This window comes from Saccharopolyspora antiqui (genome assembly GCF_052246905.1).
In the GTDB taxonomy this organism is placed as follows: domain Bacteria; phylum Actinomycetota; class Actinomycetes; order Mycobacteriales; family Pseudonocardiaceae; genus Saccharopolyspora.
Genome location: NZ_JBQQBO010000001.1, coordinates 206,975 through 220,809, shown reverse-complemented (window position 1 = coordinate 220,809; position 13,835 = coordinate 206,975). Strand labels below are relative to the sequence as shown.

General features: G+C 69.0%; 10 protein-coding genes. 5 read left to right on the top strand and 5 right to left on the bottom strand.

Going from position 1 to position 13,835, the window contains the following annotated elements; genetic code table 11:
• The first annotated feature begins 14 nt into the window (after nucleotides 1-14).
• Both ACTWQN_RS00965 and ACTWQN_RS00960 read left to right on the top strand, forming a co-directional pair.
• Nucleotides 15-773 carry an SDR family NAD(P)-dependent oxidoreductase gene (locus ACTWQN_RS00965; protein ID WP_443201348.1) on the top strand — a complete coding sequence of 253 codons (759 nt, stop codon included), beginning with the start codon at nucleotides 15-17 and terminating at the stop codon, nucleotides 771-773.
• 381 nt (nucleotides 774-1,154) lie between these two features.
• Nucleotides 1,155-2,813: an AMP-binding protein gene (locus ACTWQN_RS00960; protein WP_443201347.1), complete on the top strand. Its 1,659-nt coding sequence runs from the start codon at nucleotides 1,155-1,157 to the stop codon at nucleotides 2,811-2,813.
• Nucleotides 2,814-2,846: 33 nt separating this feature from the next.
• Here ACTWQN_RS00960 and ACTWQN_RS00955 read toward each other — a convergent pair whose 3' ends face one another.
• Complete coding sequence (locus ACTWQN_RS00955; protein WP_443201346.1) at nucleotides 2,847-3,785, bottom strand: NADP-dependent oxidoreductase; 939 nt, start codon at nucleotides 3,783-3,785, stop codon at nucleotides 2,847-2,849.
• A 280-nt stretch (nucleotides 3,786-4,065) separates the two neighbouring features.
• On the opposite strand from ACTWQN_RS00955, the gene mgrA reads away from it, so the two are divergent.
• The 3 genes from mgrA to ACTWQN_RS00940 all read left to right on the top strand — a co-directional run bounded on the left by mgrA (nucleotide 4,066) and on the right by ACTWQN_RS00940 (nucleotide 7,722).
• Nucleotides 4,066-5,106 carry an L-glyceraldehyde 3-phosphate reductase gene (gene mgrA, locus ACTWQN_RS00950; RefSeq protein WP_443201345.1) on the top strand — a complete coding sequence of 347 codons (1,041 nt, stop codon included), beginning with the start codon at nucleotides 4,066-4,068 and terminating at the stop codon, nucleotides 5,104-5,106.
• A gap of 80 nt (nucleotides 5,107-5,186) precedes the next feature.
• A complete protein-coding gene (locus tag ACTWQN_RS00945; protein WP_443201344.1) occupies nucleotides 5,187-5,822 on the top strand; it encodes a hypothetical protein in 636 nt (211 codons plus the stop codon).
• A gap of 322 nt (nucleotides 5,823-6,144) precedes the next feature.
• Nucleotides 6,145-7,722 (top strand): hypothetical protein, encoded by a 1,578-nt coding sequence (locus tag ACTWQN_RS00940; RefSeq protein ID WP_443201343.1) that lies wholly within the window; start codon nucleotides 6,145-6,147, stop codon nucleotides 7,720-7,722.
• Between the two features lie 24 nt (nucleotides 7,723-7,746).
• Here the strand turns inward: ACTWQN_RS00940 and gnd are convergent, their stop codons facing one another.
• The 4 genes from gnd to ACTWQN_RS00920 form a co-directional block, all read right to left on the bottom strand.
• Entirely contained in the window at nucleotides 7,747-9,186 is a 1,440-nt protein-coding gene (gene gnd, locus ACTWQN_RS00935; protein ID WP_443201342.1) for an NADP-dependent phosphogluconate dehydrogenase, read from the bottom strand.
• 286 nt (nucleotides 9,187-9,472) lie between these two features.
• Nucleotides 9,473-10,954: a class II fumarate hydratase gene (fumC, locus tag ACTWQN_RS00930; RefSeq protein ID WP_443201341.1), complete on the bottom strand. Its 1,482-nt coding sequence runs from the start codon at nucleotides 10,952-10,954 to the stop codon at nucleotides 9,473-9,475.
• Nucleotides 10,955-10,956: 2 nt separating this feature from the next.
• Nucleotides 10,957-12,705, bottom strand: a complete 1,749-nt coding sequence (locus tag ACTWQN_RS00925; protein ID WP_443201340.1) for an NAD-dependent malic enzyme — start codon at nucleotides 12,703-12,705, stop codon at nucleotides 10,957-10,959.
• A gap of 168 nt (nucleotides 12,706-12,873) precedes the next feature.
• A complete protein-coding gene (locus ACTWQN_RS00920; protein ID WP_443201339.1) occupies nucleotides 12,874-13,749 on the bottom strand; it encodes an alpha/beta fold hydrolase in 876 nt (291 codons plus the stop codon).
• Nucleotides 13,750-13,835 lie beyond the last annotated feature (86 nt).

The window sequence follows — 13,835 nt, the reverse complement described above, 5'->3', positions numbered from 1 at the left end:
CGGGAGGACGGCTGATGGGATCGATGACCGGCAAGGCCGGGCTGGTGACCGGGGCGGCGAGCGGGATCGGGCGCGCCACCGCGGTTCGCGCCGCGCAGGAGGGCGCACGCGTGCTCGTGTCGGATCTGGCGTCCGCGCGTGACGCGGGCGAGGAGACCGTGCGCTTGATCAGGGAGGCGGGTGGCGAAGCGGACTTCCAGGCCTGCGATGTTTCGCGTGCTGAGGACCAGCAGGCGTTGGTGGCGGGCGTCGTCGAGCGGTTCGGCGCACTCGATTTCGCGCACAACAACGCCGGGATCAGTTCGAGCGGCCAGTTGCTCGCGGACATCGAGGACGAGGAGTTCGACCGGATCATCGCGGTGAACCTGCGCGGCGTCTTCCTCGGGATGAAGCACCAGATCCGGCAGATGCTGCGCGGCGCGGGCGGCTCGATCGTCAACACGGCGTCCAACGCGGGCCTGCGCGGGGTGCGGCGGTTGGGGGCCTACACGGCCGCCAAGCACGGACTCGTCGGGTTGACGAAGAACGCGGCCCTCGAATACGCCGAGGACGGCATTCGGGTCAACGCCGTCGCACCGGGAACGATCATGACGGGCTTCGCCCGCGGCGTCACCCCACAACGGCTGAAGCAGATCATGAAACCGCAGGCCCTCCAGCGGATCGGCGAACCCGAGGAGGTCGCCGCAGCCGCCGTCTGGCTACTCTCCGAAGAAGCCTCGTTCGTAACAGGCGCAACCCTACCGGTAGACGCAGGATCCCTAGCAGGCTGGTAAACCGCCCCAACGTCCATTGCAGACCGATGCACTCCACCGCGATTCGGGAACTTTGACCGAGTGAAGGGCACCTTTGACCGAGTAAGCCGGTCAAAGGTGCCCTTCACTCTTCACGCGATCGTGGAAACGGGGCGCTGGTGTCCCGTAGGCGGAGCGTGCGAGTGGTGGTTCCGTCTGGGGAGAGGGGCGTTGATCGTGGGGGTTGGTGCGGTGTATATCAGGAGAGTTGTGGTTCGGTGGCCGTGTTCGCGGTGATCGTTGGGAGGTTGGAGGAGTTCTCGTCGTCGGTGGGCAATCGCGCGGGATACCTCGACGGAGGCGACGTCGGATGAAAACGTCAGTGCAGACCGGGGAAACACCGCATCTGGTCGGGGAGGACGGATGAGCGTCTACGACGAGCGGCCGTGGCTCGCCCGCTACGACCCAGGACAACCCGCCGACATCGAGGTCGAGCACCCGAACGCGCTGGCCATGTTCGCCGCTGCGGTTCGCCGGTCTCCCGATTTGACCGTCATCCGGTACTTCGACGGGCGCATCACGGTCCGGGAGCTGGACGAGCTCTCCGACGCCTTCGCCTGCGCCTTGCTCGATCGCGGTATGCGCCGCGGTGACCGGATCGGCCTGTTCCTGCAGAACGTTCCGCAGTTCCTGATCGCGCTGCTGGCGGTCTGGAAGGCCGGGTGCATCGCGGTGGCGATCAATCCGATGAACAAGGAGCGCGAACTCCGCCTGCTGCTGAAGGATTCCGGCGCCCGTGGACTGGTGTGCCTGGAAGGTCTCCACGAGTCCGTCGCGCGCGGCGTGGTCGCCGACACCGACGTCGAGTTGACGATCACGACCTCGGAACTGGAGTACCAGACGCGCGACGATCCGCGTGTTCTCGCCGCCGTGCAACGGCTTTCGTGCGCGGGTGCGGAGGACATGGCGGCGCTGATCGAAAGCTTCCGGGGCAAGCGGCCGGAACAGGTCGAGCTCGCACCCGAGGACGTCGCGGTGCTCACCTACACCTCGGGGACCACCGGTCCGCCGAAGGGCGCCATGAACACCCACCGCAACGTGGTCTTCAACGCCCAGACCTACCGGGACTGGATCGGGCTGGATTCCGGTGACGTGATCCTCGGTGTGGCGCCGCTGTTCCACATCACCGGTCTGATCGGGCACGTCGCGCTCGCACTGCTGCTACCGGCACCGCTGGTGCTGACCTACCGGTTCGAGCCATCGCTGACCGTCGACGCGATCCGCGACGAGCAGGCGAGTTTCACGGTCGGCTCGATCACGGTGTTCATCGCGCTGATGAACGCCCCGGATGCCACCCGAGCGGACCTGGCCAGCCTGCGCAAGATCTACTCCGGCGGCGCACCCATCCCGCCGAGCACCACCCGCGCGTTCCGCGACCAGTTCGGCCAGTACATCCACAACATCTACGGGCTGACCGAGACGACCTCGCCCTCGCACGGGGTTCCGCTGCACGCGACGGCGCCGGTGGACGAGACCTCGGGGGCGTTGTCCGTCGGGGTCCCCCTCTACAACACGGTGGTCCGGATCGTCGGCGACGACGGCGAAGATCTGCCACCGGGGGAGATCGGCGAGGTGGTGACGGCCGGACCGCAGGTGGTGCCCGGCTACTGGCGGAAACCGGAGGAGACCGCCAGCGCCATGCCGGGCGGGGCGCTGCGCACCGGCGACGTCGGCTACATGGACGACGACGGCTGGTTCTACCTCGTCGACCGGAAGAAGGACCAGATCAACGCGGCCGGTTACAAGGTCTGGCCCCGCGAGGTCGAGGACGTGCTCTACGAGCACGGCGCGATCCGCGAGGCGGCCGTGGTGGGAATTCCCGACCCCTACCGCGGCGAGACGGTCAAGGCGTTCGTGAGCCTGCGCCAGGGCCAACAGGTCGAACCCGGCGAACTCGTCGAGTTCTGCAGGCAGCGGATGGCGGCCTACAAGTACCCGCGCGAGGTGGAGATCCTCGACGAGTTGCCGAAGACCGTGACCGGCAAGCTCCTGCGCCGCGAGCTGCGAGCCCGCGGCGCCTGAGCGCGTTTCAATCCCGCCCCGGAGAAGCAGCACCTAGAAGACGATGACCAACCGGCCGCGCGTACCACCGGCTTCGAGGCGGCGGTGCGCCTCACCGGCCCGCTCGGGTTCGAAGGTGTCGGCCACCCGGAGGGTGATCGTGGCGTCCTCGACCTGCTGGCGCAGCCGGTCGAGCTTCGCGTTCTCGCGCGCGTAATCGGTCACGAACACCGGGTAGTAGCGCACACCCCGCTCGGCGGCACCGTTGAATCCGCGAACCGTCGCCACACCGCCACCGTCGCGCACGGCGGGAACCACCAACTCGTTGAGCACGGCGGCGTCGACCACGCCGTCCACACCCGCGGGCTCGACCTCGCGGATCCGGGCAGCCACGTCGTCACCCCGGTCGACCACCACGTCCGCACCGAGGCCGCGCACCAGTTCGCGGTCGCGCTCCGCGGCATCGGCGATCACCCGCAGACCGTCGGCCTTGGCGAGCTGGATCGCGTACCCGCCGAGCGCACCGGCCGCGCCGGTCACCGCGAGCACCTGGCCGGCCGCCAGCCCGAGCAGGTCCAGCGCGCGTCGGGCGGTCAGCCCGTTCATCGGCAACGTCGATGCGGCCACGTCGTCCACCCCGGCCGGGACGCGGGCGACCGACTCAGCTGGTAGGACCAGGCTTTCGGAGTAACCGCCGTGCGATGCGCGCGGCAGCACGATCGCCATCACGTGCTCGCCGATGCGCAGATCGGTTTGCGCGTCCGGACCGATCTCGTCGACCACCCCGGCCGCGTCCATGCCCGGCACGTACGGCGGCGGGTGCTCGGCCAACCGCTGGGCCCGCGTCCCGTTGCGGATGAAGAGGTCGGTCGGGTTGACCGTCGCGGCGTGCACCCGGATGCGCACCTCGCCGGTACCCGCGTGCCGCTCGGGCACGTCGACGACCTGGAGGGCCTCCGGCCCGCCGAACTCCGTCACTCCTACAGCTCGCATACCGAGCACGATCGCACATCGCACCGCGCCATTCCCGGGACCGCCCGCAGGCGAACACGCGGAATCCGCCTGATATCGGGGGAATGGCCGAATAGCGGCGATGGGCTCTCGATGTCGCTCGCGATGCGCGGGATCGCCGCGGGCAAGTCGACCTGCTCTTTGCTGAGAAGAGTTCGATGAACTACATCTGATGGACTTCGCCAGCGGGGTACGGGCAGAGTGGACGGGTCCGTGATGTGATCGCGGAACCTCGTCCTGAGCTCGACACGAGAGGATCTCGATGAACTTCGTCGCCGCCCCCGACCGCTACAGCGCAACGATGCAGTACCGGCGCACCGGTCGATCGGGACTCGACCTCCCGGTGCTGTCCCTGGGGTATTGGCACAACTTCGGCGACGACCGTCCCTTCGAGAACCAGCGCGCGATCGCGCGCCGCGCCTTCGACCTCGGGATCACCCACCACGATCTCGCCAACAACTACGGACCGCCCTACGGTGCCGCCGAGATCAACTTCGGCCGCCTGATGCGGGAGGACTTCGCGCCATACCGCGACGAGCTGGTGATCTCCACCAAGGCAGGTTGGGACATGTGGCCCGGCCCCTACGGCCAGGGCGGCGGCTCGCGCAAGTACGTGCTGGCCTCCCTCGACCAGTCGCTGAAGCGGATGGGCTTGGACTACGTCGACATCTTCTACTCGCACCGGCTGGACGCGACCACGCCCCTGGAGGAGACCATGGGCGCACTCGACACCGCGGTGCGCCAGGGCAAGGCGCGCTACGTGGGGATCTCCTCCTACGACGCGGAGCGCACCCGCCAGGCTGCCGCGATCCTGCGGGACCTCGGGACGCCGCTGTTGATCCACCAGCCGTCCTACTCGATGTTGAACCGGTGGATCGAGAACGAAGGTCTGCTCGACGCGGCCGACGAACTCGGCATCGGCGTCATCGGATTCACCGCGCTCGCGCAAGGCATCCTCACCGGCCGCTACCTCAACGGCGTTCCGACGGATTCGCGGGCCGTCCAGGGCAAGTCGCTGGACCCGTCCTGGCTCTCCGAGGAGATGCTGCGACGCCTGCGGGCCCTGGACGAGATCGCCAAGCGGCGGGGACAAACGCTCGCCCAGCTGGCGCTGGCCTGGGCGCTGCGGGACCGGCGGGTCACCTCGCTGGTCATCGGTGCGTCCTCGGTCCGTCAGCTCGATGAGAACATCGCCGCGCTGGACAACCTCTCGATCTCGCCGGACGAGCTCACCGAGATCGACCAGTATGCTTCGGACGGCGGAATCGATCTGTGGAAGAGCGCCCGCAACGGCAACGCATAACCGCCCGAACACCACGACCCGAGGCGGGCTCGTACCTTTCGGATTTGTCCGCGCACCGCCGAGCAGCGACCGGAGGATCGATGCGGCCCGAGTTGGCTACGATCCTGTCGTTGCTGTCGGCGCGGCGCGGGCATTTCGAGTACGAATCGGGACTCCACGGCGATCTGCGGCTCGAACGCTCCCGGTTGTTCGCCCAGCCTTCGCTCGTCGCCCCGCTGGTCGCCTCGTTGGCCGGGGCATTGCCGGAGGTGGACGTGGTCTGCGGGCCGATGCCGGGCGGTGCGTTCCTCGCTGAGCTCGTAGCCGCCGACCAGGAGGTCGAATGCTGCTTCGCCGAACGACACGAAGACGGCAGCGAACGGTACGGCGTGCGGTACCGCATTCCGCGGGCCGATCGCGCCCGACTGCTGGGTAAGACGGTTGCGGTGGTCGAGGACGTTTACGACTCCGGCGACGCGGTTGGTCAGACCGTCGACGACTTGACGACCCTAGGCGCATCACCGGTGGCAGTTGGTGCACTGCTCGTGCTCCAAACCCCACGCGGGCGTGGCAAGCCGTCCATGTGGGCACGAGACATGTGGAACATCGGCTTGCATCCGGCGAGCGTTGCCGTCGCCGACCGCTCGGTGTGGACTCCCGCGAACTGTCCGCGATGCGCGTTCGGGGTTCCCCTGGACGAGCGTTCCGCAGCGGATCTACCGGCTGGTGAAACCTAGCTCGATCCAGGTGCGGAGAACGGCTGGCGCGAGGCCGCCCCGACGAAGCCCGCCCCGCATCCGAAGATCGGACTTCCGGTGGTGGTCGCCGACCGCGTTGACGACATTTCTCGGTGGGCTTGATTTGTCGCTTCTTGGTCGCGGCGTCGAGCGGTGGGACGTGCGTATTCCGCACCCCATTCGTTTCGCAACGACCTGCTGGTGGCTGGTCGTCGAGCTGGAAAGCGTTATCGCTCGATCGTGTCGCAGGTGTGAAAGCTAGCTTTCGGGTGCGCATTTGCGGACAGGGGGCGACTGAAGCTTGAACATTGGAAAGAAGGGAATGGATGATGCGCGACCGCACTGGGACGACCCGACCGTTTCGCTGCACGCTGCTGAATTAATTTCGGATACCGCCGCGGCTCGGATCCACTCCGAGGAAACGCGCGGCGCGGAAGCTGACCACGCCGAGCCGACGAACGTGGAAGCGGGTGCCGTGCAGTTCGCCGGGTGCCTCGACGAGCCCCGTCGGGACAGGGGCGGTGCGGCACGCGGACCTCGCCATTCCGGGGAGTCGGACGTCCTGCGTTGGTCGGCGTGGCTGGCCAACGAGATCGGGCACCTCGGACTGGATCGGGAACGCCTGGTCTCGGCGTTGCTGACGCACTGCTGCGTCGAACGCGTCGAGCGGCCGAGCCAAGCGGAGATCGAGACCTCGGTGACCCTCGCCTCGCACCAATTCGAGACCCGGTCGTGCGAGCGCGTCGCGGCTCGACTCAGGACCGCGACCGAAGGGCTGGAGGCCCTGGTGACCGACACCGGAGCCCGGCACGGTCGGCTGTTGGCCGAACTCCAGCAGGACGTGGGCACGATCAGCGTGGGAGCCCTGATCCGCGACATCGACGAACTCGCCTCGGTGCAGGCGCTGGGCTTGCCGACCACGCTGTTGGCGAAGCTGCATTCCGACTCGGCCGAGGGCGGCCTGGAGTTCCTCATCCAGGAAATCGACCGGCAGGCCGCACTGCAGGCGCTGTGCCTGCCGAGCGGGCTGTTCGACGACGTACCGGCGGAACTGGTCGCAGCCTGGCGCGCTCGGGCGGCGACCTCGGAGTCGGAGGATCTGCTGTCCCTGCCAGCGGACGTCCGGCTGACCCTGTTGGCCGCGCTGTGTTCGGCCCGCCGCCGGGAAACCACCGACATGCTCGTCGAAGTCCTGATCGGCTTGGTCCACCAGCTCCACTGGCGGGCCGAGCACCGGCTCGAACGCGAAGTTCCTCGGCAACCGCTGTCCGAGAGCGAGCGGGACGCCCTGCTGCTCCGGCTGGCCAGGACCGCCCTCGACAGCCCGGACGACACCGTTCGGGACGCGCTGTATCCGATCGTCGGCGAGAAACGCCTGCGGGAACTGGTGCGGGATGGCGAAGGGGGCGAGCCGGTTCAGGCCCGGCGGGAACGGGCCGTGTTGCGCAGCACGTACTCGTCCTACTACCAGCAGGTGCTGTTGCTGGTGGTAGGCGCCTTGGAGTTCCGGTGCCGCGAGGTCGCGAGTTGGCCGATCATGGCCGCGCTGGGGGAACTCATGGACGACTACACCAGGGTCTGGGGCACCGCCCGCTACTACGACGCCGAGCAGAACATCCCGGTGGAGGGGATCGTGCCGAGCGCGTGGCGGTCGGCCGTGGTGGATCGGCACGGCCGCATCGACCGCGTGCTGTACCAGCTGTGCGTGCTGGTCTCGCTCTGCGAGTTCGCCCGTCGCGGGGCGATCTACATCGCCGGGGCCAGCGTGCGCGCGACACGCAGCGCCGCGTGGGCCGTCACCGGCGCGACGACGCGCGGTTCGCTCTCGGTCGTGCCCCGCCAACCGGGGGATCCCGACGACATCATCGTCTGGCCGCACAGGGACGACCTGCGCCGGTAGCGGAATCGTCGTGGCGAACTCGTGTTAGGCCGAGACCTCGGAGCGGTCGGCGCCCCAGAGGGTGTGGTACGAGCCTTCGCGGTCGGTGCGGCGGTAGGTGTGGGCGCCGAAGTAGTCGCGTTGGCCCTGGGTGAGGGCCGCCGGTAGGCGGTCCGCGCGTAGCGCGTCGTAGTAGGAGAGGGCCGCCGAGAAGCCCGGTGTTGAGACGCCTTGGCGTGCGGCGGTGGCGATGACCTCTCGCCAGTCGTCCTGGGCCGCCGCGATTTCCTGGGCGAAGGTGTCGTCGGAGAGCAGGCTCGGCAGGTCGGGGCGGGTGTCGTAGGCGGCGCGGATGCGATCCAGGAACGCGGCGCGGATGATGCAGCCGCCGCGCCAGATCGAGGCGATCGCGCCCAGGTCGATGTTCCAGTCGTACTCGGCGCTGCCCGCGGCGATCTCGTGGAAACCCTGGGTGTACGACACGATCTTGGACGCGTACAGCGCCTGCTCCACCCGGTCGGCGAAGGCGGCGGCCTCGGCTTCGCCCAGCGGCTTCGCGGTAGGGCCCGGCAGCCCGCGCGAGGCTTCGCGCAGCGCGGCGTGGCCGGACAGCGAGCGCTCGAACACCGCCTCGGCGATGCCCGAGACCGGCACGCCCAGTTCGAGCGCGATCTGCACGGTCCAGCGGCCGGTGCCCTTCTGCTCGGCCTGGTCCTGGACCACGTCGACGAACGGCTTGCCGGTCGCCGCATCCACGTGGGAGAGCACCTCGGCGGTGATCTCGATCAGGTAGGAGTCGAGGCGGCCGGTGTTCCAGGTGCGGAAGATGTCCGCGATCTGGGCGGGGGAGTGGCCAGCGACGTCGCGCAGCAGCTGGTAGGCCTCGGCGATCAGCTGCATGTCGGCGTACTCGATGCCGTTGTGCACCATCTTCACGAAATGCCCCGCACCGTCCGGGCCGACGTGCGTCACGCAGGGCGCGCCGTCGGTGGCCTTGGCGGAGATCTTCTCCAGCATCGGGCCCAGCGAGGCGTAGGACTCCTCGGAACCGCCCGGCATGATGCTGGGCCCGTGCAGGGCGCCTTCCTCACCACCGGAGATGCCGGTCCCGACGAAGTGGATGCCCTGCTCGCGCAGATCCCGTTCCCGGCGCCGGGTGTCCGCGAAGTGCGCGTTGCCGCCGTCGATGATCATGTCGCCGGGCTCCAGCAGCGGCGCGAACTCCTGGATCACCGCGTCCGTGGGGTCCCCGGCCTTCACCATGATGACCAGGCGGCGGGGACGTTCCAGCGCCGCGACGAAGTCGCTGGCGGTCTCGGTCGCGACGAAATCGCCCTCGTGGCCGAACTCCTCCATCAGGGCGCGGGTTCGTGCCGCGGTGCGGTTGTGCACCGCGACCGGGTAGCCGTTGCGGGCGAAGTTGCGGGCGAGGTTGCGGCCCATCACCGCTAGCCCGGTGATGCCGATCTGGGCTGAAGTGCTCATGCGGGTAGCTCCTGTTGGTTGCGCGGCGTCGGTGCGAGCTCGCGTCGTCGACGCGCCGCGGCTTCCGTGGTCCAGCGTTCTGGACGTCGTGGGGTGCGAGTTTGTTCCCCTCGACGATTCTCGGCCAATGCCGGGCGCGGCGCAGGTCTCGCCGCCGCGGTCGGCATTCCGCCGACGCCCGACGCTGCCCGGCCTCTTCGAAAAGGGGTTATGTGCTGAAATATGTTGGGCAGGGCGGTATTCCGGTGTCGAACAGTCCACAAGGGAGTTTCGTGCACCGGAGGGATCATCGCTTCGCGCGGTGCGTGGTGCCGCTGCGTTCGGCCGGTTCGGGATGGGTGAGCTGGTCGGGTACCACGACCTCGTCGAAGAGCGCTTCGCTGACGCCCGATTTGAGCGCGGCGTCCTTGAGCGTCAGGTCCTCGTCCAGCGCGCGGTGCGCGATGCGCGCCGCCTCGTCGTAGCCGATGACCGGGCTCAGCGCGGTGACCATCATCAACGAGCGGTCGATGTTGGTCTTCAACTGCGCCTCGTTGAGCCGAGCACCTTCGACCAGGTAGCGCCGGAAGTGGTCGCAGGCGTCGCCGAGGAGCCGGGTCGAGCGCAGGACGTTGTTGATGACGACCGGGCGGAAGGCGTTGAGTTCGAAGTTGCCTTCCGCCCCGGCCATCGACACGGCGGTGTCGTTGCCGACGACCTGGATGCAGACCATCAGCAGCGCCTCGGCCTGGGTCGGGTTGACCTTGCCGGGCATGATCGAGGAGCCGGGTTCGTTGGACGGCAGGATCAGCTCGCCGAGGCCGGTGCGCGGTCCGGAGCCGAGCCAGCGCACGTCGTTGGCGAACTTGAACAGCGCGGCCGCCAGGGTCCGCAGGCTCGCCGAGACCCGGATCAGGGCGTCCAGCGATCCCTGGGCGGCGAACTTGTTGGGTGCGCTGACGAACGGGTAGCCGGTCAACTCGGCGAGCAACTTGGTGACCTCGTCGGCGAATCCCTGCGGCGCGTTCAGCCCGGTTCCGACGGCGGTGCCCCCGATGGCGAGCCGGTGCAGCCCGGCCAACGTGGTGCGGATGTGGTCGGCGGCGTCGTCGAGTTGGGCCGCGTACCCGGACCATTCCTGGCCGACCGTCAGCGGTGTGGCGTCTTCCAGGTGCGTGCGGCCGATCTTCACCACGTGCGCCCATTCTTCGCTCTTGTGCGCGGCGGCGTCCCGCAGGCGGGCGAGCGCCGGGAGCAGATCGCGGTCGATCGCCCGAACCGCGGCGAGGTGCATGGCGGTGGGGAACGTGTCGTTCGACGACTGGCCCATGTTCACGTCATCGTTGGGGTGCACCGGATCCTTGCTGCCGAGCCGACCGCCGACGAGCTGGATGGCGCGGTTGGAGATCACCTCGTTGACGTTCATGTTCGACTGGGTCCCCGAGCCGGTCTGCCACACGTACAGCGGGAACTCCGCGTCCAGCCGCCCCGCGATCACCTCGTCGGCGACCCGACCGATCAAGTCGGCCTTCCAGCGCGGCAGCCGGCCCGCTCGGGCGTTGATCGTCGCCGCGGCCTTCTTCACGTACCCGTAGGCGTGGTAGACGGGCTTGGGCATCCGGTCGTCGCCGATGTCGAAGTGGATCAGCGACCGCTGCGTCTGCGCACCCCAGTAGTGCTCGGCGGGCACCTCGACTTCGCCCAGCGAATCGGTCTCGGTGCGGGTGCCGGTGGCGGCCAATCCGATCGGCACGTCGACGATCCGCGGCTCGGCCTGTTCCGTTGCCATCGTCATGCTCCTCGGTCGGCCTGGCTGGGCTGGTCAGGCTGAACGGCCTCGACGGGCCGGTAGATCGGCTGCCACATCGCGTCGCGGACCTGCTGGTGCACATCGTGCAGTTCGGCGCGTGCGAGGCCTTCCTTGGCCGCTTGGTCGGCGACGGCGGTGGCGACGGTGGCCGAAACCTCGCGGAGGTTGTCGACCTGGGGCAGCAGTGACGCGCCCGGGGTGTGCACATCGACCAGGTGCGCGACGGCTTCGGCGGCGGCCAGGATCATCCCGGCGCTGACGCGGCGTGCCCGCGACACCACCGCGCCGAGCCCCAACCCCGGGTACAGCAGGGCGTTGTTGGCCTGGCCGATGGAGTACGTGGTGCCGTGGTAGGTGATCGGGTTGACCGGAATGCCGGTGGCGACCAGCGCGCGTCCTTCGGTCCAGCGGATCAGATCGCCGGGCATCGCCTCGATGCGCTCGGTCGGGTTGGAGATCGGGAAGATGATAGGCCGATCGGCGTGCGCGGCCATCTCCCGGACGATGGTTTCGGTGAACGCCCCGTGCACCGTGGAGGTCCCGACCAGCATCGTCGGTTGTGCGTGCGCGACCACCTCGGCGAGCCCGATGCGACCGGCCTCGTCACGCCAGTCGGCCACCTCGGCGGCCGGGCGGGCGTAGGGCACCTGGAAGTCGCGCAGGTCGCTCATGTCGTCGGTCAGCAGGCCCGGACGGTCGACGGCCCAGATCCGGCGGGTGGCCCCAGCGCGGTCGATGCCGTCGCGGACCATCGCGTCGCGCAGCTGGTCGGCGATGCCGATCCCCGCGGTGCCCGCGCCGAAGATGACGATCCGCTGCTCGCGCAGCGGTGTTGCGGCGACACGTGCCGCGCCGAGCAGCGCGGCGAGCACGATCGCACCGGTGCCCTGCATGTCGTCGTTGAAGGTGCAGATGCTGCCGGTGTACTTCTCCAGGATCCGCCGCCCGTTGGCCGGGCCGAAGTCCTCCCAGTGCAGCAGCGCGTGCGGGAACATCCGCGTGGCGGTGGCGACGTAGGCGTCGATGAAGTCGTCGTAGCGCTGGCCGCGCACCCGTTGGTGCCTGCTGCCCACGTAGTCCGGCGCGTCCAGCAGTTCCTGGTTGTTGGTGCCGACGTCGAGCGCCACCGGGATGACTCGGGCGGGGTCGATTCCGGCGGCCGCGGTGTAGACGGCCAGCTTGCCGACGGCGATGTCGATGCCGCCCACACCCCAGTCACCGATGCCGAGGATCTCCTCGGCGTCCGAGGCGACGATCAGGTCCACGTCGTCGGCACCGAGCCCGAGGTTCTCGAAGGCGCTCTGGATGCCGTCGGGATCGTCGATGCACAGGTAGATGCCGCGCGGGCGGCGGTATTCGTGGCTGTACTGCTTGATCGCCTGACCGACCGTCGGGTCGTACACGATCGGCAGCAGTTCGCGGAGGTGGTCGGCGAGCAGCCGGTAGAACAGCACCTCGTTGCGGTCGTGCAGCGCGCTCAGGTAGACGTTCTTGAGCAGGTCGCTCGACTGCGCCCGGTACTGCTGGTACGCGCGCCTCGCCTGCTCCTCGACCGTCTGCACCGCCGACGGCAGCAGCCCGTCGATGCCCAGCTGTGCGCGTTCTTCCGCGGTGAACGCCGTTCCCTTGTTCAACAGCGGTGTGCGCAGCACCTCCAGGCCGCGCAGCGTGGTGCGCCCCGCGCCGCCGGTGGTTCGGTCGAGGAGTTGTTCTTTCCTGGTCGCACACATGAGACGCCCTTCCGGCAGCTTTCGGGCGCCACCAAGCCGCGCGACGCGATCGCGGTGGCAGCGGACGAGCATTCCTATCCCGCCAGCAAACCAACTACCGCGCCCGGCTATGAAGGGGCGAACGTCACTGGGCGCAGGCGAAACCGCTTGAGCGCCCAGCGGTTCCGGTTATCGCGCGACGCTGCGCCGGTCGCGGGCCGCGGTGACCGCTGCCGCGAACAGGCGCGGCGATTCCATCGGGAGGAAGTGGCCGACACCATCGATGAAGCGAATGTCGGTGTCGCTGAAGAACTCGCCCAGCCGATCCGACCAAGTGCGGGGGAACAGCGGATCGTGCTCCGGCCACAGCACCGTCGTCGGCACGCTCACCCGCTGCCGCCGCTGCGGCGCGACCTCCGCCATGGACCTGGCCACCGTGCCCGCACCGGCCCGGTACCAGGCGATCGAGGCGGTGAACGCGCCTGGCGGACCGTAGACGGCCACCAGGTGGTCGAGGTGGGCCGGATCGAGCTCGTACTGCGGACCCGACCAGTGGGTCCAGAAGTGCGTCAGGTAATCGCGAACGGCCTGCGGTTCGCCGTCGATCAGCTGTTCCGCGAGGGGCAACTGGTGGAATGCCTGGTACCAGAACTCGCGTTGCGCGTGCGCCCCGAGAATCCGCTGTCCAACGCCCGGCAGCGGTGGGGCGAGGACGAGCGCTCCGACCAACTCCGGCCGCGCCGCGGCCAGCGCCTGCGCGACGCGGCTGCCGACGTCGTACCCGGCGACCACCGGCCGCCGCAGGCCGAGCTCCTCGATGAGCCCGGCGACGCTGCGCGCCTGGGCCGCCGCGCTGTACTGCTGGGCCGGATCGGCGTCGTGCTTGTCGGAGTCGCCGAACCCGCGCAGATCCGGGACCACCACCTCAGCCGAGTCCGCGAGCAGCGGCACCACATCGCGGTAGTCGATCCGGTCGCCCGGCCAGCCGTGCAGCAGCACGACGCCCGGCCCCTGGCCGACCCGGTCGTAGCAGAGCTCGAAGCCGTCCACCGCGGTACTTCTCATCCACCGCACCCCCAGGTCTCGACACCCGCCCGCGAGCGACCACCGGCGGATGTACCCAACCGACACACCACCAGCATGCCGGGATC

Coding starts and splice junctions, on each gene's coding strand:
- ACTWQN_RS00965 (WP_443201348.1), top strand. CDS start 15: ATGGGATCGATGACCGGCAAGGCCGGGCTGGTGACCGGGGCGGCGAGC.
- ACTWQN_RS00960 (WP_443201347.1), top strand. CDS start 1,155: ATGAGCGTCTACGACGAGCGGCCGTGGCTCGCCCGCTACGACCCAGGA.
- ACTWQN_RS00955 (WP_443201346.1), bottom strand. CDS start 3,785: ATGCGAGCTGTAGGAGTGACGGAGTTCGGCGGGCCGGAGGCCCTCCAG.
- mgrA (WP_443201345.1), top strand. CDS start 4,066: ATGAACTTCGTCGCCGCCCCCGACCGCTACAGCGCAACGATGCAGTAC.
- ACTWQN_RS00945 (WP_443201344.1), top strand. CDS start 5,187: ATGCGGCCCGAGTTGGCTACGATCCTGTCGTTGCTGTCGGCGCGGCGC.
- ACTWQN_RS00940 (WP_443201343.1), top strand. CDS start 6,145: ATGGATGATGCGCGACCGCACTGGGACGACCCGACCGTTTCGCTGCAC.
- gnd (WP_443201342.1), bottom strand. CDS start 9,186: ATGAGCACTTCAGCCCAGATCGGCATCACCGGGCTAGCGGTGATGGGC.
- fumC (WP_443201341.1), bottom strand. CDS start 10,954: ATGGCAACGGAACAGGCCGAGCCGCGGATCGTCGACGTGCCGATCGGA.
- ACTWQN_RS00925 (WP_443201340.1), bottom strand. CDS start 12,705: ATGTGTGCGACCAGGAAAGAACAACTCCTCGACCGAACCACCGGCGGC.
- ACTWQN_RS00920 (WP_443201339.1), bottom strand. CDS start 13,749: ATGAGAAGTACCGCGGTGGACGGCTTCGAGCTCTGCTACGACCGGGTC.